Source organism: Pseudoduganella namucuonensis (genome assembly GCF_900116645.1).
GTDB classification, from domain to species: Bacteria; Pseudomonadota; Gammaproteobacteria; order Burkholderiales; family Burkholderiaceae_D; genus Rugamonas; species Rugamonas namucuonensis.
Genome location: NZ_FPBO01000009.1, coordinates 114,161 through 130,108 on the forward strand (window position 1 = coordinate 114,161; position 15,948 = coordinate 130,108).

A 15,948-nucleotide genomic window follows, 5' to 3' on the forward strand; every position below is an offset into this window, starting at 1 on the left:
GCTCAGGCCCGGGCGAACATCCACACCGTCAGCGCGGCGCCCACCAGCACCACGAAGCCGCGCATGACCTTCTCGGGCATGCGGTGGATCAGCCAGGAGCCGCACAGGCCGCCCGCGACGCCGCCCACGCACAGGGCCAGCGCGGCCGGCCAACTGATCATGCCGGAGAAGGCGAAGATCAGGGTGGCGGAGGCGTTCATCGCCATCGCCAGCATGTTCTTGGTGGCGGTGGCCATGCGGATCTGCTGGCCGGCGATGGTCAGCGCGGCCAGCATCAGGAAGCCGATGCCGCCGCCGAAGTAGCCGCCGTAGATGGCGATGCAGGTCTGCACCGCCACCAGCACGCCGGTGGGCATGGCGCTCACCGCGTGCAGCGGCTTGCTGCGGAAGCTGCCCCAGGCGAACACCGAGGTGGCGAACAGCACCAGCCACGGCACCAGTTTGGCGAAGAAGGTCGGCGGCGTGATCATCAGCAGGATGGCGCCCAGGATGCCTCCGCCGAAGCTGATGCCGATCAGCTGCTTGAACGACAGGCCGGCCACGCCGCCCGCCAGCTTGCGCCCCGCGATGGCGGACGTGGTCTGGCTGGGGAACATCGCGATGGTGGACGTCATGTTCGCCGCCACCGGGTTCAGGCCCGCCAGCAGCAGGGCGGGGAAGGTGATGAACGAGCCGCCCCCCGCCAGCGCGTTCTGCACGCCGGCGAACAGGCCGACGGCGGCGAGAATGAGAACGGTGTGTAATTCCAGGGCGGGGACGGCGGGCATAAGAAGAGGGAGGAATGGAGGCCGCTCGATTATAGCCTTCCGGGATGCGCGCAGGCCGGTGATGGCGAAAGGCGTGCGGCGCCGCGGCCGGCGTTCCGGCATCATATGGAGCTCGGGGAAAGGAGGCGTGTGATGGTTTATGAACTGTATTACTGGCCGACGATACAAGGCCGTGGCGAATTCGTGCGGCTGGCGCTGGAGGAGGCCGGCGCGGCATACAAGGACGTGGCGCGCCAAAAGAACGGCATGCCGCCCACCATGGCGTCGATCGACCCGTCGAAGGAAGAACATCCGTCCTTCGCCCCGCCGGTCCTGCGGGCCGGGGAACTGCTGATAGGCCAGACCGCCAACATCCTGCTCTACCTTGGCCGCAAGCACGGCCTCGCGCCGCGCGCCGAAGCCGGCTGGCTATGGGCGCACCAGCTGCAGCTGACGATCGCCGACGTCGTCAACGAAGCCCACGACACGCACCATCCGGTTTCCACCAACCTGTATTACGAGGACCAGAAGAAAGAGGCGAAGAAACGCGCCCGGGACTTCACGGCGGAGCGCATCCCGAAATACCTGGGCTACTTCGAGCAGGTCCTGCAAAACAATCCGGGCCGGGGCGGCTTCATGGTGGGCTCGCGCCTGAGCCATGTGGACCTGTCGCTGTTCCAGTTGATCGAAGGCCTGCGCTATGCCTTCCCGAAGGCGATGGCCAGGCTGGAGCCAGGGTGGCCGGGACTGGTGGCGCTGCGCGACAAGGTCGAGCGGCGCCCCAACATCGCGGCCTATCTCAAGTCGAAGCGGCGGATTCCCTTCAACGAGGAAGGCATCTTCCGCCGCTATCCAGAGCTGGAAGACTAGCGCGCCGCCGTCACCGGGAAGCCCGCGGCGACCACCGCCGCCGTCACATCCGCCAGCGCCGCCGACGACGCGACCTTGACCTGTTTGCTCGCCAGGTCGACGTCCACCGTGGCGCTTCCGTCCAGCGCCTTCACGGCCTTGGTCACGCTCGCCACGCAGTGGCCGCAGCTCATTTCCTGCACTTCAAGTTGATACATGGTGGTCCTCCTCGGGTTGGGTACGCTTGCACTGTAATGCTTCCCACGGTGGGAAGGTCAAGCCGAATGACCGGAAGTCCCCTTAAGCAAGCTCAAGTGCAAACACGCTTCTGCGTGCTCCCATCAGGGTGTAATATTTCCGGGAGCGTTACATGCACAGTGCGTTTCTTATCCGTCGCCTGCTGGCGGCAGGATGGTGTCACGTGTCCACGCGGGGCAGCCATTGGAAGTTCAGGCATCCGACTTCGGGCCAGACCGTTATCGTGCCGCATCCAAGAAAGGATCTGCCGATAGGTACGGTGCAGAGCATTTTGAAACAGGCAAATCTCAAGTGAGGACCGGTATGTATTATCCACTCTACGTATGGAAAGATAGTGGTAGCGCCTACGGCGCCACGTTTCCGGACTTGCCGGGCGTGAATACCGCCGCTGACGAAATCGAGGATTTGCCGGCGATGGCGCAAGAGGCTGTCGAATGCATGTACGACGGCGAGGACAGCATGCCGCCTGCCTCCCCGATCGAGCATTGGAAGGACTCAAAGGACTATCAGAGCGGCTTCTGGATGCTCATTGACATAAATCTCGCGCAGATACCTCGAAAGAACCATCGAACGACCTGATCCTAAACACAGCGGTCCATGTAAAAAGCCCCGCGCGCCTTTCGGCGCGCGGGGCTTTCGTTGGGACGCGAAGGCTTACAGCACGTCGCTCGCGTGGTCCGCCAGGCGCGAACGCTCGCCGCGCGCCAGGGTCACGTGGCCGCTGTGCGACCAGCCCTTGAAGCGGTCCACCACGTAGGTCAGGCCGCTCGAACCCTCGGTCAGGTACGGCGTGTCGATCTGCGCGATGTTGCCCAGGCAGAGGATCTTGGTGCCGGGACCGGCGCGCGTCACCAGGGTCTTGACCTGCTTCGGCGTCAAGTTCTGCGCCTCGTCGATGATCAGGAACTTGTTGACGAAGGTGCGGCCGCGCATGAAGTTGAGCGACTTGATCTTGATGCGCGAACGGATCAGGTCCTGCGTCGCCGCGCGGCCCCATTCGCCGCCGTCCGAGTCGGACTTGTTCAGCACTTCCAGGTTGTCGTCGAAGGCGCCCATCCACGGCGACATCTTCTCCTCCTCGGTGCCAGGCAGGAAGCCGATGTCCTCGCCCACCGGCACCGTGACGCGGGTGACGATGATCTCGTTGTACAGCTTGGTCTCCAGCACCTGCGCCAAGCCGGCCGCCAGGGCCAGCAGGGTCTTGCCGGTGCCGGCCTGGCCCAGCAGGGTGACGAAGTCGCACTCGGGGTTCATCAACAGGTTCAGCGCGAAGTTCTGCTCGCGGTTGCGCGCGGTCACGCCCCACACGCTGTTCTTGTTGTGCGAGTAGTCGCGCAGGGTCTGCAGCACGGCGGTCTTGCCGTTGATCTGCTTGACCTGGCCGTAGAACGAGGCCTCGCCGTTGTTCGGCTCCAGGAACACGAACTGGTTCACCAGCAGCGACGGCACGAACGGGCCGGTCACGCGGTAGAACGTGGCGCTCTGGCCGTTCTTGTTCTCCTGCCAGGACTCCATGTCCTTGCCATGCTTGTCCCAGAAGTCGTTCGGCAGCTGGACGATGCCCGAGTACAGCAGGTCGGTGTCTTCCAGCACGTGGTCGTTGAAGTAGTCCTCGGCCGGCAGGCCCAGCGCGCGCGCCTTGATGCGCATGTTGATGTCCTTGGACACCAGCACCACCGCGCGGCCCGGCTGGTCCGCCTCCAGCGAACGCACCACGGCCAGGATCTGGTTGTCGGCCTTGCCTTGCGGGAGGCCCTCGGGCAGGTCCGCCACTTGCAGCTTGGTCTGGAAGAACATGCGGCCCTTGGCGTCCTTGTTGCCCAGCTTGGACAGCGGGATGCCGTTCTCGATCGCGTCGTCGTCGGTGTCGGCCACCAGCGCGTCCAACGTGCGCGACACCTGGCGCGCGTTGCGGGCGACCTCGGACATGCCCTTCTTGTGGTTGTCCAGCTCCTCCAGCGTCATCATCGGCAGGTAGACGTCGTGCTCCTCGAAGCGGAACAGCGACGATGGATCGTGCATCAGCACGTTCGTGTCGAGCACGAACAGCTTGGTGGTGCCGACCTGGTCCGCGTGGCGGCTGGTCGACGATTTCAGTTGCAGCTCCACCGGCTTGTGCTTGACCGGATGCGGCGCCTCCACCGCCACCGGCGGGGTTTTGCCGCGCGGCGACTTGGCCTTGGTTTTGGTTTGCGGGACGTCGTCCAGCTCGGGCACGGGCGCCGGGGCGGGCGCGGCCTTGAGCAGGGCGGCCTTTTTCGGGGCCGACTTCTTGGCGGCCGGAACCAGCGCCGGGGCCGGGGCGGGCGCGGCGGCGACGGCCGGTTTGACGGCGACCGGCTTGGTGGCGGCCGTCTTGACGACGGCGGGCGCCGGCACCGGAACGACCACGGCTTTGGCGGCCTTCGCCGCCGGCACCGCCTTGACGGATGCCTTCTTCGGCGCCGGCGGCGCCTCTTCTATTTCAACGGGCAAAGGCAGGGGGCGCGCGCCGCTGGCCTTCGGGTAATCTTTAGCGAGCAACAACGTGGCTGGCTTGGTTGGCAGTTTTGGCAGTGGCATCAGGATCTCGATCTAAAAATAGCTTGAAGGGTCCGCCCATTGGACACACCGCGCAGATAGCGGCGCATGGGGTGGATGCTGGCGAAACGGTATAAGACTGCCTGCGGGCGGGGAGCGCCCGGATGTGGTGTACCGGGGGGCGGCAGCAGCCGCCGGGTACAGTTGGAGGGAGAACTTTGCGAACTCAAAATCAGATTTACACGCTCTATGATTTTACAAATTCCAGTACTTCGTCGACGTGACCGGCTACCTTCACGCCTCTCCATTCTTTCACCAATCGACCGCTAGCGTCAATGACAAACGTGCTGCGCTCGACGCCGCGCACCGTCTTGCCATACATCTGCTTCATCTTCATCACGCCGAACAGCTGGCACACCACCTCGTCCGGATCGGAGATCAGTTCGAAGGGCAGGCCGAGCTTGGTCTTGAAGCCCTCGTGCGAGCGGATCGAGTCGCGGCTGATGCCGTAGATCTCGGCGCCGGCGGCGGTGAACTGCTCGTGCAGGTCGCGGAAAGCCATGTTCTCGGTGGTGCAGCCGGGCGTGTTGTCCTTCGGGTAGAAGAACAGCACGGTGTGCTTGGCCGGGCGGCCGGACAGCTGGAAGGTCTTGCCGCTGGTCATGGCGGCGTTGAAATCGGCTACGGATGCTACGGATGGGCTATCAGCCACAGATGCTCTCCCGAACGGAACTTTGGCGCTGTTTTCGGTGCTGGCAGCGTACCCAGCGGGGTGTAAATGGGGTTGAAAATCAACATTTCAACCCCGTAACATTGCGAACCGTATACTTGTTACGCCGTCTCGATGATCAGCGCCAGCGTCACCTTGCGGCCCTCGGCCATCAGGATGTTGTAAGTCCGGCAAGCCGCCTGGGTGTCCATGCACTCGACGCCGATGCGCTTGGCGGTCAGCGAGGCGGTCAGCCGCGGGTGCACGAAGCGCTGGCGCTCGCCCGTGCCGAGGATCACCACGTCCGGCGTGTCGGCGGCGATTTGCTCGAAATGCTCGGCCGTCAGCTGGTCGAAATGCGCCACCGGCCACGCGCGCGGCGCCGTCTCCGGCATCACGATCAGGCTGTAATTGAAGGGTTGGGCGTTGATTTCGACGCCGCCGGCGAAATAGCCGGTGACGGTCTGGTATTGCTGCGTGGTACTGGCGTGGAGCTTCATATGAGGTGTATTCGGCTATATCTGTGCGTAAAGTGGCGTAAAGGTACGCGATTCAGGCCACTATTGTAACGTTTTCCCTCGATCCCGGGCCCTTGGAGGTTGATTTAATGGGGCGCTTTCGGCAGAATGGGTATTTTCGCAATGCACCATTTCCGCGCATTGAGCCTCACAAGATAGGATAGATTTTGCGACCGATTCAAAAATCCAACAAGCTGGCGGAAGTCTGCTACGAAATCCGTGGTCCGGTGCCCGAGAAGGCACGCCAAATGGAGGAAGAGGGCCACAAGATCACCAAGCTCAATATCGGCAACCTGGCGGTGTTCGGTTTCGACCCGCCGGACGAGATCGTGCACGACATGATGGTCAACCTGCACAATGCGGCCGGCTACACCGATTCCAAGGGCATGTTCGCGCCGCGCAAGGCGGTGATGCACTACACGCAGGGCAAGAACATCGGCGGCGTCGGCATCGACGACATCTACCTGGGCAACGGCGCGTCCGAGCTGATCGTGATGTCGATGAACGCGCTGCTGAACACCGGCGACGAGGTGCTGGTGCCGGCGCCCGACTATCCGCTATGGACCGCGGCCGTGTCGCTGTCGGGCGGCACGCCGGTGCACTACGTGTGCGACGAGCGGCAGGACTGGTTCCCGGACATCGAGGACATGCGCCGCAAGATCACCTCGAACACGCGCGCCATCGTCGTCATCAACCCGAACAACCCGACCGGCGCGCTGTACCCGGTCGAGATCCTGCAGCAGATCATCGAGCTGGCGCGCCAGCACCAGCTGATCATCTACGCCGACGAGATCTACGACAAGGTGCTGTACGACGAGGCCCAGCACACCTCGATCGCCTCGCTGGCGGACGACATCCTGTGCGTGACCTTCAACGGCCTGTCGAAGAATTACCGCGCCTGCGGCTACCGCGCCGGCTGGATGGTGGTGTCGGGCGAAAAACGCCACGCCAAAGATTACATCGAGGGCCTGAACATGCTGGCCTCGATGCGTTTGTGCGCGAACGCGCCGGGCCAGTTTGCCATCCAGACTGCGCTCGGAGGCTACCAGAGCATACAAGACCTGGTGGGCCCCGGCGGGCGCCTGTTGAAGCAACGCGATCTGGCTTACAAGCTGCTGACCGATATCCCGGGCGTCACTTGCGTCAAGCCGAAAGCGGCGCTGTACATGTTCCCGCGTCTCGATCCGAAGATCTACCCGATCGCGGACGACCAGCAATTCGCCTATGACTTGCTGGCCGAAACCAAAGTATTAATCGTCCAGGGCACCGGATTCAACTGGATTGCGCCCGACCACTTCCGCGTCGTGTTCCTGCCGAACACCGACGACATGACGGAGGCGTTCGGCCGCATCGCGCGCTTCATGGAAGGCTACCGCAAGCGCCACGGCAGCCCCATCTGATCAACCAGCGCCCGGCTCCGCGGGGCGCTGCAAGGAAAACCACTCATTATGAAACCCATCAAAGTAGGCTTGTTAGGCATAGGCACCGTCGGTGCCGGCACGTTCGACGTACTGGCTCGCAACCAGGAAGAGATTACCCGCCGCGCCGGTCGCGGCATCGAGATCGTTGCGGTCGCCGACTTGAACACCGCCCGTGCCACCGAGCTGACCGGCGGCAAATGCAAGGTCGTCGCCGACGCGCGCGAGATCGTCAACGATCCCGAGATCGACATCGTCATCGAGCTGATCGGCGGCTACGGCATCGCCCGCGAACTGGTGATGGCGGCGATCGCCAACGGCAAGCACGTGGTCACCGCCAACAAGGCCCTGCTGGCCACGCACGGCAACGAGATCTTCGCCGCCGCGCAGGAGAAGGGCGTGATGGTGGCCTTCGAGGCGGCCGTCGCCGGCGGCATCCCCATCATCAAGGCGCTGCGCGAGGGCCTGACCGCCAACCGCATCCAGTGGATCGCCGGCATCATCAACGGCACCACCAACTTCATCCTGTCCGAGATGCGCGACAAGGGCCTGGACTTCGACGTGGTGCTGAAAGAGGCGCAGCGCCTGGGCTACGCCGAGGCCGATCCGACCTTCGACATCGAGGGCGTGGACGCCGCGCACAAGGCCACCATCATGTCGGCCATCGCCTTCGGCATCCCGGTGCAGTTCGACAAGGCGCACGTGGAAGGCATCACCAAGCTGTCGGCGACCGACATCAAGTACGCCGAGCAACTGGGCTACCGCATCAAGCTGCTGGGCATCGCCAAGCGCGCCGTGGTGAACGGCGCCGAGGGCATCGAGCTGCGCGTGCACCCGACCCTGATTCCGGCCAAGCGCCTGATCGCCAACGTGGAAGGCGCGATGAACGCCGTGCTGGTGCAGGGCGACGCCGTCGGCGCCACGCTGTACTACGGCAAGGGCGCCGGCGCCGAGCCGACCGCCTCCGCCGTGATCGCCGACCTGGTCGACATCACCCGCCTGGCCACGGCCGATCCGGAACACCGCGTGCCGCACCTGGCGTTCCAGCCGAACGCGATGAACGACATCCAGATCCTGCCGATGTCCGAGATCACCACCAGCTACTACCTGCGCCTGCACGTGGTGGACCAGCCGGGCGTGCTGGCCGACCTGACGCGCATCCTGGCCGACGGCACCATCTCGATCGACGCCATGCTGCAAAAAGAGCCGGCCGAGAACGAGACCCACACCGACATCATCATCCTGACGCACCAGACCCAGGAAAAGAACGTGACCGCCGCCATCGCCAAGATGGAAGCGCTGGCCACGGTGGTGGGCAGCGTGACCAAGATCCGCCTGGAAAACCTGAGCTGATCTAGCAAACGAAAAAGGGGTCAGGTTCAATATTCCGCATAGCGGAATATTGAACCTGACCCCTTTTTCGTTTCGAGGCGAAAAAAAACCGGGCGGCGCTGGGCGCGGCCCGGTTAAAGTCTTACTCGCTGGGTAAAGCTACATCTACTGCAACTGCGATACTACTTGCTGCTTACTGCGGGGTGGAACAAACAGGTAGTTGCTACCTTTGCTGCTACTGCTTACTTGCCTCTTACTCGTCTCTTACTTGCTCGAGACGGTCAGTTCGCTCTTCACTTCCTTCACGCCTTCCACAGCCGAGGCGGCCTGGATGGCTTTGGTGCCGGCGTCCGTGTTGGCGACCTGGCCGGTCAGCGTGACCACGCCCTGGGCCGTCGAAACGCCCAGGCCTTTGTAGTCGGCCAGCGCGGCCTTGACCTTGGAGTTCAGTGCACTGTCAGTCGACGATGCGGCGGTGGCGACGCCCGCGCCAGCCATGGCGCCTTCTTGCTGCGCGGCAGCATGAACGGTGGCCATCGAAGCGGTCAGGGCGGCGGCTGCCAGCAGGCGGGTGATCAGTTTGGTGTTCGTCATGTTTGCTACTCCGTATAAAGTTTTCAAAGGAACGCCTTGTGACGTTGATCTCCATACAGCAAGCGGCGTGCCAGCTTTTGAAAACCCCATGAAATCAATGACTTGGCAGAAAAGACAAGATTAACTTGCTGACAGGAACTGGATTCGGGCGGGGATTTGTCGGGCGGTGGCGACAGCATCCGGCCGCCATGGCCCAAGTGATTGATTTGGAAGGGATTATTGCTGTCGCTCGGGGGCGACAGGCGAGCCGTCGCCGCGAAACTGGGCGGCGTTGAGGTCGTATTTCTGCAGCAGGCGGTAGAACTCCGTGCGGTTGCGCTCGGCCAGGCGGGCCGCGTCGGCCACGTTGCCGTCGGTGAGCTTGAGCAGCTGGACCAGGTAGTTGCGCTCGAAGCGCTGCTTGGCCTCGGTGTAGCTGAGCACCTCCAGCGACGGCACCCGCAGCGCGCGCTGCACCAGCGACAAGGGCACCAGCGGCGACGTCGCCAGCGCGCACACGTGTTCGACCACGTTGTACAGCTGGCGCACGTTGCCGGGCCAGGACGCGCGCGTCAGCGCCTCCAGCGCGTCCGGCGCGTAGCCGGTCACCGTCTTCTGGTACTTGGCGGCCAGCGCGTGCAGGAAGCGCGTGGCCAGCAGGCCGATGTCCTCGCGCCGTTCGGACAGCGGCGGCAGGGTCAGCGTGATCACGTTCAGGCGGTAATACAGGTCTTCGCGGAACTGGCCCTCCAGCATGGCAGCGTCCAGGTCGCGGTGGGTGGCGGACAGGATGCGCACGTCCACCGGCCGGCCCTGGTCCGACCCCAGCTGGCGCACCACGCGCTCCTGCAGCACCCGCAGCAGCTTCACCTGCAGCAGCAGCGGCATGTCGCCTATCTCGTCGAGGAACAGCGTGCCGCCGTCGGCCGCCTGCACCAGGCCCTCGCGGCTGTTGACGGCGCCCGTGTACGCGCCCTTCACGTGGCCGAACAGCTCGGACTCCAGCAGCTGCTCCGGTATCGCCCCGCAGTTGACGGCGATGAAGGGCGCTTTCGCGCGGCGGCTGGCGCGGTGGATGGCGCGCGCCAGCAACTCCTTGCCGGTGCCGCTCTCGCCGCGTATCAGCACGCTGGCGTCGGACGCCGCCACCAGCTTGGCCTCGGCCAGCAGCTCCGCCATGGCGTGGCTGCGGCTGACGATCTCCTCGCGCCAGCTCTCGTCGCCGCCGCCGTGCACCGGGGCGGGCGCCGTGAGGCTCAGCGCCTGCTCTATGCGCTCCAGCAGCACCTTGGCGTCGAAGGGCTTGGTCAGGTAGGCGTAGGCGCCCAGGGTGGTGGCCTCCACCGCGTCCGGTATGGTGCCGTGGGCGGTGAGCAGGATCACGGGCAGGGCGGGGTGCCGCGTGCGGATCTGCTGGAACAGCGCCATGCCGTCCTTCTCGGGCAGGCGCACGTCGCTGACCACCAGTTGCGGCAGTTCCACCGACAGCCGCGCCAGCGCCGCCTCCGCGCTGCCGACGCCGGTGACGCGGTAGCCGTTGGCGGTGAGGCGCAGCGACAATAGCCGCAGCAGGTCCGGGTCGTCGTCGACCAAGAGGATGTGGGCGCCGTTCTGCATCATTTGACTCCCTGCGAATAGGACTGGGATTGCGACTGCACGGTGGGCCGCACCGGCAGGTTGCGCTCGATGGCCTTCAAGCCCTCCAGCATCTCGTTCAACTGTTCGGTCTTGCGCTGGTTTTCCTTCAGCTGGCCGGCCAGGCGGTCGGCCTGCTCGGCCAAGCGGCGCGACTCGGCGCTGTGGCTGGACAGCAGCGCGGCCAACGGCGCCAGCCCCTGCGCGGCGGGTTCGGAGGAGGTGGCCACGCTGTCGAACAGCGCCTGCGCGCGCGCCAGGTCGCCGGGGCCGCGGGTCAGCATCAGGATCATGCCCATCTGGACCGTCACGCGGGGCGTGGGCTGTTGCAGATTCAGGCCGCTCAGTTCCTTCAGCAGCTCCCCCGGCGACTTGCGGCGCAGGTTCTGGTGGTAGGCCAATAGCGGCGAGGTCTCGTCCAGCGGGGCGAGCTGGGTCAGCGGCGGCATCACGGGAACGGTGACGGGCGGCGCCATCACCACGGTGGGCAGCGGCGGCGGGGTGGATGCGCAGCCGCCCAGCAGCAGCGCCAGCAGCGCCGGCAGTGCCGGCAACAGCGCGGCGAATGGATGTTTAGTCTTCATAAGGTAACTCTATCCTGAAGTGCGCCCCGGCCTCGGAGGGCAGGAGCTGGAGGCTGCCGCCGTGGGCGACGACGTATTCGCGCACGATGGACAGGCCGATGCCGTTGCCGCGCCGTGCGCCCGGCGGCTGGCGTTCGCCTTGGTAAAAGGGTTCGAAGACGCGCGCGGCGTCGTCCGGCGCCACGCCCGGACCCTGGTCGACGCAGTCGATGCGCAGCGCGCGCTGGTGTTCGGACAGCGCGAAGCGCACCACGCCGTCCGGCGGGCTGAAACGCACGGCGTTCGACAGCAGGTTGCTGACGGCGATGGCGATCTTGTCCCGGTCCAGCCGCGGCGGCCGCGCCGCGCCCTCGACCACGGCGCGCACGCCGCGCGCCTGCATCTGCAACTGCTGGGAGGCGACCACCCCGGCCAGCAGTTCGGCCGGATCGCAGGGCTGCCGCCGCAGATTCTGGGCTTCGAAGTTGGCGGCGTTGTAGCGCAGCAGGTCCTCGATCTGGTTCTGCAGCGAGGCCGTGTTCTGGCGCAGGATGGCGGCGATCTCGCGCTGCTGCGGCGTCAGCGCGCCCAGCACCTGGTCCTCCAGCAGCGACACGCCCTCGACCAGCGCCGCCAGCGGCGTCTTCAATTCGTGCGAGATGTGGCGCAGGAAGCGCGACTTGTCCGCCTCCAGGTCGAACAGGCGCTGGCGCAGCCAGTTCAGCTGGCGGCCCAGGCGGCGCAGGTCGCCGGGCCCGTACACGTCGATGGCGTCGCCGTACTGGTTCTCGCCCAGGCGGTGGATGGCCTGCTCGATCTGCTTGAGGGGGCGCGACAGCCACGCGCCGAAGCTCAGCGCCAGCAGCGCGGCCAGCGCGATCGACATCGCCACCTGGCTGGTGAGGATGGCGCGGCGCTGGTCCAGTTCATCCAGCAGCGCCTGGTTGCGGCGCTCCACCTCGCGTTTGACCTCCTCTTCCAGCAGGTGGCTGAGGGCGGGCAGGCCGTTCAGGGCCTGGTTCAGCGCCTGCTGGCGCTGGGCGCGTTTCATGCGCGGCGTTTCCAGCACCGCCCACGCGGCCTCGCCGCGCTTGCGCCAGTCGACGAAGGCGCCGGGCGGCGTGCCGGGCAGGCCGTCGGCGATGGCTTGCAGCACGGTCTGCGCGTCGCGCCAGGCGTCGGCGTAGCGGTCGCGGAAGGCGGGGTCGTCCAGCACCAGGAACTGGCGCGCGCTGCGTTCCATGGCGACGCTGCGCTCGGCCAGGCGCTGGGCGTTTTCGGTCAGGGCGATCGCGTGCCTGCCCGCTTCGCGGCTATGCGCGGCGAGGCGGTCCAGGGTGAGCAGGGCGTGGACCGAAGTGGCGCCCAGCAGCGCGGCGATCAACAGGAATACGCCCAGCAGTAATTGACGAAACGAAAGTTTCGGGAACATGGCGGAGTGGACAGGGCGGGGCGGACGAACGGGTTATCAAAGCCATCATAGTGGAAAGCGCCGAAAACCCGCGTCCGATTGGACGCCATCCGCCGGCCGCCGCCGGCGGGTTTGCCGAGGTCAGGACTTCCGGGAACCGTTGGCGACCTTTTTCAGCGTGGCGGCGTCGCCGTGCCGCGGCGGCACCACGCCCGCGAGCCGGGCCACCGGCGCCGGCGCCTTGGACGGAGCCATGGCCTGCATGTCGTGCAGCTTGAACACGCCGACCACCTGCGCCAAATTGTCGGCCTGGTCGTGCAGGGAGCCGACCGCCGCCGCCGACTCCTCGACCAGCGCGGCGTTCTGCTGCGTGACGTCGTCCATTTCCGATATCGCCTGGTTCACCTGGTCGATCCCGCCGCTCTGTTCCTTGCTGGCGTGCGTGATCTCGCCCATGATATCGGTCACCTGGTGGATGCTGGCGACGATTCTTTCCATGGTCGCGCCCGCCTCCTCGACCAGGGTGCTCCCGAGATCGACCTTCTCCACCGAGTCGCCGATCAGGACCTTGATCTCCTTGGCCGCCGCCGCGCTGCGCTGCGCCAGGTTCCTGACCTCGGAGGCCACCACCGCGAAGCCGCGTCCCTGCTCGCCCGCGCGCGCGGCCTCCACCGCCGCGTTCAGCGCCAGGATGTTGGTCTGGAACGCGATGCCGTCGATGACGCCGATGATGTCGACGATCTTGCGCGACGACGCGTTGATCGAGCCCATGATGTCCACCGCCTTCGACACCACCGCGCCGCCCGAGACGGCGATTTCGGAGGCCGTCAGCGCGAGCTGGTTGGCCTGATCCGAATTGGCCGCGTTCTGCCGCACCCGCGCGATCAGCTCCTCCATCGACGACGCGGTCTCCTCCAGCGCCCCGGCCTGCTGCTCGGTGCGCGAAGCCAGATCCAGGCTGCCGGACGCGATCTGGCCGGAAGCCGTGGCGATGGCGTCGGTGCCGGCGCGCACCTGGTTGACGATGCCGGCCAGGCTGTCGTTCATCACCTTCAAGGCTTGCAGCAGCTGGCCGGTCTCGTCCTTGGCGCAGGCGTCTATGCGGCTGGTCAAATCGCCGCTGGCCACGACCTGGGCGATTCTCACCGCCCGTTTGATCGGGCCCGTGATCGAACGGGTGGTGACGTAAGCCAGGCCGACGCCGAGCAACACGGCGGCGGCGCCCAGGCCCAGCATGGCGGAGCGGGCCAGGTCGACGTCCCGCTCCGCCCGCGCGCCGCTGGCCTCGACCAATTTCTTTTGAAATGCCACCAGGGCCTGGATGCTGTCCTGCAGCGCATCCAGCGCCGGCAGCGTTTCCGCCCTCATCAAGCGGCTCGCCTCGTCCCGGTTGCCTTCCGCGACCAGTTTGCCCACGCGGCTGAACGAGGCCACATAGGCCATGCGCTGCTGCCTGATCCGCGCCAGCAGGCTTTTCCCCTCCGGGGTGTCCACCAGGCGGTCCAGCGTTTCAAGCGCGACGTCGATTTTTTTCTTGTTGGCGGCGATCCGCTCGTTGATGGGGGCCAGCTTCGCCGGCTCCGGCTCGATCAGCAATTCCATGCTGCCGCGCGCGTTGGCCCGGGTGAGCGCGTTGACCGTGTTGGCGGCGTCGGCCTTGATCCAATCCACTTCGACGATGCCGCGGGTGACTTCGCCGATGCTGTTGAACCGGGTCACGCCGATCGTGATCAAGGCGATCATCAACGCCAGGACCATGCCGAAACCGATGGCCATGCGCGTGCCAATTTTCAAATCCAGGAAATGCATTCCGTACCTTTGTTTTTTTAATAATTCATCGACCATACCCTGCGACATTTTAGCCGGGTCCGCCGCCGGCCGCTCGCGCCGGCCGCCGCCACGGCCATAACCACGGCCTTAAGCGCCGGCCGGGAAGGCGATGCTGACCTTGAGGCCGTGGCCGCCGGCGCCGTCGGCCAGCGCGATGGTGGCGTGGTGCAGCACGGCGATGTCGCGCACGATGGCCAGGCCGAGGCCGGAGCCGCCGGGATTGTCCTGCATGGTGGCGGCGGCGCGGTAGAAGGGCGAGAACACCCGCTCGCGCTCGGCCGCCGGGATGCCGGCGCCGCTGTCCTCCACCTCCAGCACGGGCCCGGGCAGCACGCGCAGGGTGACGCTGCCGCCGGCGGGCGTGTAGCGCAGCGCGTTGTCCACCAGGTTGGCCACCATCTCGCGCAGCAGCAGCGGCTGTCCCTGCACGGTGGCCTCGTGCTCGGCCTCCAGCGACAGGTCGATGTGCTTGGCCACGGCCGGCACCGCCAGCTGCAGCGCCACCTGTTGCACCATGTCGCGCAGTTCCACCGGCGCCGGCGCCACGCCGCCGCTGTGCTCTATGCGCGCCAGCATCAGCAGGCGGTTGGCCAGGTGCACGGCGGAGTCGGTGGTGGCGGCGATGCTGCCCACCATGCCGCGCAGCGCGGCGGTGTCGCAGTGCTCGCGCGCGGCCTCGCGCTGGGCCAGTTCGGCCTGCGTCTTCAGCACCGTGAGCGGAGTGCGCAACTGGTGGGACGCGTCGGCGATGAAGCGGCGTTGGCTGGCGATCAGGCTCTGGATGCGCGACATCGAGCCGTTCATCGCCTCCACCAGCGGCCGCACTTCCTTGTGCACCAGCGCCGGATCGAGGTTGGACAGGTCGGACACGCTGCGCGTCTGCACCTCCTCCTTCAGCCGCATCAGCGGGCGCAGCACCAGGCGCACGGCGAACCACACCAGCAAGCCGGCCGCCAGCACCAGGCCGGCCTGCCAGATCAGCGTGTCGAACAGGATCTGGCGCGACAGGCCGCGCCGCGCGTCGGTGGTCTCGGCCACCTGGATCAGGGTGATGCCGCGCATGGAATCGTCGTACACCGGCTGCAGCAGGGCGGCGATGCGCACCGGCTGGCCGTTGTAGTCGGCGTGGTAGAAGCGCACCAGCGCCGGGTAGTTCTCGGAGCGCGGCACGTCCGGCGGCACGGGCGGCAGGTCGCCGAAGCCGGACACCGTTTCGCCGTTGATGCCGGTGACCTTGTAGTAGATGCGGCCCAGGGTGTCGGTCTCGAAGCTGTCCAGCGCCACGTAGGGCACGTTGGCCACCACCTTGCCGTCGACGATGGAGACGCGTTCGGCCAGCGCGCGGGTGGAGGCGAGCAGGGAGCGGTCGTAGGCCATGTCGGCCGCGTCCAGCGCGTTGCGGTAGACCGAGACCGCGTTCACCGCCATCAGCAGGATCAGTGGCACCAGCAGCCAGACCAGCAACTGCCTGCGCAGGCTGCCCAGCGGGGCGGCGGCGGCGCTATTGAAACCAGCGGCAACCGCAGGGGACAGACCCGATGGGTCTGTCCCCTGGTTTTGCCTCTGGTTTTCAAGCGGCGGCATAT

At 66.0% G+C, this 15,948-nt stretch carries 16 protein-coding genes; 5 read left to right on the forward strand and 11 right to left on the reverse strand.

The window, feature by feature from the left end; translation table 11 throughout:
- Positions 1-2 precede the first annotated feature (2 nt).
- Positions 3-767 carry a sulfite exporter TauE/SafE family protein gene (locus BM436_RS11985; protein WP_093555748.1) on the reverse strand — a complete coding sequence of 255 codons (765 nt, stop codon included), beginning with the start codon at positions 765-767 and terminating at the stop codon, positions 3-5.
- A 132-nt stretch (positions 768-899) separates the two neighbouring features.
- On the opposite strand from BM436_RS11985, the gene BM436_RS11990 reads away from it, so the two are divergent.
- A complete protein-coding gene (locus tag BM436_RS11990; protein WP_093555749.1) occupies positions 900-1,616 on the forward strand; it encodes a glutathione S-transferase in 717 nt (238 codons plus the stop codon).
- Here BM436_RS11990 and BM436_RS11995 read toward each other — a convergent pair.
- On the reverse strand, positions 1,613-1,813 hold the full coding sequence (locus BM436_RS11995) for a heavy-metal-associated domain-containing protein (RefSeq protein ID WP_093555750.1): 201 nt from the start codon (positions 1,811-1,813) through the stop codon (positions 1,613-1,615). The genes BM436_RS11990 and BM436_RS11995 overlap by 4 nt on opposite strands.
- A gap of 152 nt (positions 1,814-1,965) precedes the next feature.
- Here BM436_RS11995 and BM436_RS12000 point away from each other — a divergent pair, with 152 nt between their 5' ends.
- Complete coding sequence (locus BM436_RS12000) at positions 1,966-2,148, forward strand: type II toxin-antitoxin system HicA family toxin (RefSeq protein WP_093555751.1); 183 nt, start codon at positions 1,966-1,968, stop codon at positions 2,146-2,148.
- An 8-nt stretch (positions 2,149-2,156) separates the two neighbouring features.
- On the forward strand, positions 2,157-2,432 hold the full coding sequence (locus tag BM436_RS12005) for a type II toxin-antitoxin system HicB family antitoxin (RefSeq protein ID WP_093555752.1): 276 nt from the start codon (positions 2,157-2,159) through the stop codon (positions 2,430-2,432).
- Positions 2,433-2,507: 75 nt separating this feature from the next.
- On the opposite strand, the gene BM436_RS12010 is transcribed toward BM436_RS12005, so the two are convergent.
- The 3 genes from BM436_RS12010 to BM436_RS12020 all read right to left on the reverse strand — a co-directional run bounded on the left by BM436_RS12010 (position 2,508) and on the right by BM436_RS12020 (position 5,582).
- Complete coding sequence (locus tag BM436_RS12010) at positions 2,508-4,415, reverse strand: PhoH family protein (protein WP_093555753.1); 1,908 nt, start codon at positions 4,413-4,415, stop codon at positions 2,508-2,510.
- 205 nt (positions 4,416-4,620) lie between these two features.
- Positions 4,621-5,085: a peroxiredoxin gene (locus BM436_RS12015; RefSeq protein ID WP_093555754.1), complete on the reverse strand. Its 465-nt coding sequence runs from the start codon at positions 5,083-5,085 to the stop codon at positions 4,621-4,623.
- 119 nt (positions 5,086-5,204) lie between these two features.
- Positions 5,205-5,582, reverse strand: coding sequence for an Mth938-like domain-containing protein (locus tag BM436_RS12020; RefSeq protein ID WP_093555755.1), 378 nt, complete (start codon positions 5,580-5,582; stop codon positions 5,205-5,207).
- A gap of 185 nt (positions 5,583-5,767) precedes the next feature.
- Here BM436_RS12020 and BM436_RS12025 point away from each other — a divergent pair, with 185 nt between their 5' ends.
- The gene (locus BM436_RS12025) at positions 5,768-7,000 is read left to right on the forward strand and encodes a pyridoxal phosphate-dependent aminotransferase (protein ID WP_093555756.1); all 1,233 of its coding nucleotides are present in this window, start codon (positions 5,768-5,770) and stop codon (positions 6,998-7,000) included.
- 48 nt (positions 7,001-7,048) lie between these two features.
- A complete protein-coding gene (locus BM436_RS12030; protein WP_093555757.1) occupies positions 7,049-8,371 on the forward strand; it encodes a homoserine dehydrogenase in 1,323 nt (440 codons plus the stop codon).
- 243 nt (positions 8,372-8,614) lie between these two features.
- Here BM436_RS12030 and BM436_RS12035 read toward each other — a convergent pair whose 3' ends face one another.
- The 6 genes from BM436_RS12035 to BM436_RS12060 form a co-directional block, all read right to left on the reverse strand.
- Positions 8,615-8,944: a BON domain-containing protein gene (locus BM436_RS12035; protein WP_093555758.1), complete on the reverse strand. Its 330-nt coding sequence runs from the start codon at positions 8,942-8,944 to the stop codon at positions 8,615-8,617.
- 216 nt (positions 8,945-9,160) lie between these two features.
- Entirely contained in the window at positions 9,161-10,543 is a 1,383-nt protein-coding gene (locus tag BM436_RS12040; protein WP_371859634.1) for a sigma 54-interacting transcriptional regulator, read from the reverse strand.
- Positions 10,540-11,142, reverse strand: coding sequence for a hypothetical protein (locus tag BM436_RS12045; RefSeq protein WP_143133091.1), 603 nt, complete (start codon positions 11,140-11,142; stop codon positions 10,540-10,542). Before BM436_RS12045 ends, BM436_RS12040 begins: the two co-directional genes overlap by 4 nt.
- Positions 11,132-12,553, reverse strand: coding sequence for a HAMP domain-containing sensor histidine kinase (locus tag BM436_RS12050; protein ID WP_093555761.1), 1,422 nt, complete (start codon positions 12,551-12,553; stop codon positions 11,132-11,134). Before BM436_RS12050 ends, BM436_RS12045 begins: the two co-directional genes overlap by 11 nt.
- Positions 12,554-12,673: 120 nt before the next feature.
- Positions 12,674-14,341: a methyl-accepting chemotaxis protein gene (locus BM436_RS38470; RefSeq protein ID WP_093555762.1), complete on the reverse strand. Its 1,668-nt coding sequence runs from the start codon at positions 14,339-14,341 to the stop codon at positions 12,674-12,676.
- A 108-nt stretch (positions 14,342-14,449) separates the two neighbouring features.
- Positions 14,450-15,946: a sensor histidine kinase gene (locus BM436_RS12060; protein WP_093555763.1), complete on the reverse strand. Its 1,497-nt coding sequence runs from the start codon at positions 15,944-15,946 to the stop codon at positions 14,450-14,452.
- Between the last annotated feature and the right edge of the window lie 2 nt (positions 15,947-15,948).

What these genes read in the sequence shown, in the direction of transcription:
- BM436_RS12020 (WP_093555755.1), bottom strand. Translation starts at nt 5,582, where the DNA reads ATGAAGCTCCACGCCAGTACCACGCAGCAATACCAGACCGTCACCGGC.
- BM436_RS11995 (WP_093555750.1), bottom strand. Translation starts at nt 1,813, where the DNA reads ATGTATCAACTTGAAGTGCAGGAAATGAGCTGCGGCCACTGCGTGGCG.
- BM436_RS11990 (WP_093555749.1), top strand. Translation starts at nt 900, where the DNA reads ATGGTTTATGAACTGTATTACTGGCCGACGATACAAGGCCGTGGCGAA.
- BM436_RS12035 (WP_093555758.1), bottom strand. Translation starts at nt 8,944, where the DNA reads ATGACGAACACCAAACTGATCACCCGCCTGCTGGCAGCCGCCGCCCTG.
- BM436_RS12060 (WP_093555763.1), bottom strand. Translation starts at nt 15,946, where the DNA reads ATGCCGCCGCTTGAAAACCAGAGGCAAAACCAGGGGACAGACCCATCG.
- BM436_RS12045 (WP_143133091.1), bottom strand. Translation starts at nt 11,142, where the DNA reads ATGAAGACTAAACATCCATTCGCCGCGCTGTTGCCGGCACTGCCGGCG.
- BM436_RS12010 (WP_093555753.1), bottom strand. Translation starts at nt 4,415, where the DNA reads ATGCCACTGCCAAAACTGCCAACCAAGCCAGCCACGTTGTTGCTCGCT.
- BM436_RS12040 (WP_371859634.1), bottom strand. Translation starts at nt 10,543, where the DNA reads ATGATGCAGAACGGCGCCCACATCCTCTTGGTCGACGACGACCCGGAC.
- BM436_RS11985 (WP_093555748.1), bottom strand. Translation starts at nt 767, where the DNA reads ATGCCCGCCGTCCCCGCCCTGGAATTACACACCGTTCTCATTCTCGCC.
- BM436_RS12030 (WP_093555757.1), top strand. Translation starts at nt 7,049, where the DNA reads ATGAAACCCATCAAAGTAGGCTTGTTAGGCATAGGCACCGTCGGTGCC.
- BM436_RS12050 (WP_093555761.1), bottom strand. Translation starts at nt 12,553, where the DNA reads ATGTTCCCGAAACTTTCGTTTCGTCAATTACTGCTGGGCGTATTCCTG.
- BM436_RS38470 (WP_093555762.1), bottom strand. Translation starts at nt 14,341, where the DNA reads ATGCATTTCCTGGATTTGAAAATTGGCACGCGCATGGCCATCGGTTTC.
- BM436_RS12000 (WP_093555751.1), top strand. Translation starts at nt 1,966, where the DNA reads ATGCACAGTGCGTTTCTTATCCGTCGCCTGCTGGCGGCAGGATGGTGT.
- BM436_RS12005 (WP_093555752.1), top strand. Translation starts at nt 2,157, where the DNA reads ATGTATTATCCACTCTACGTATGGAAAGATAGTGGTAGCGCCTACGGC.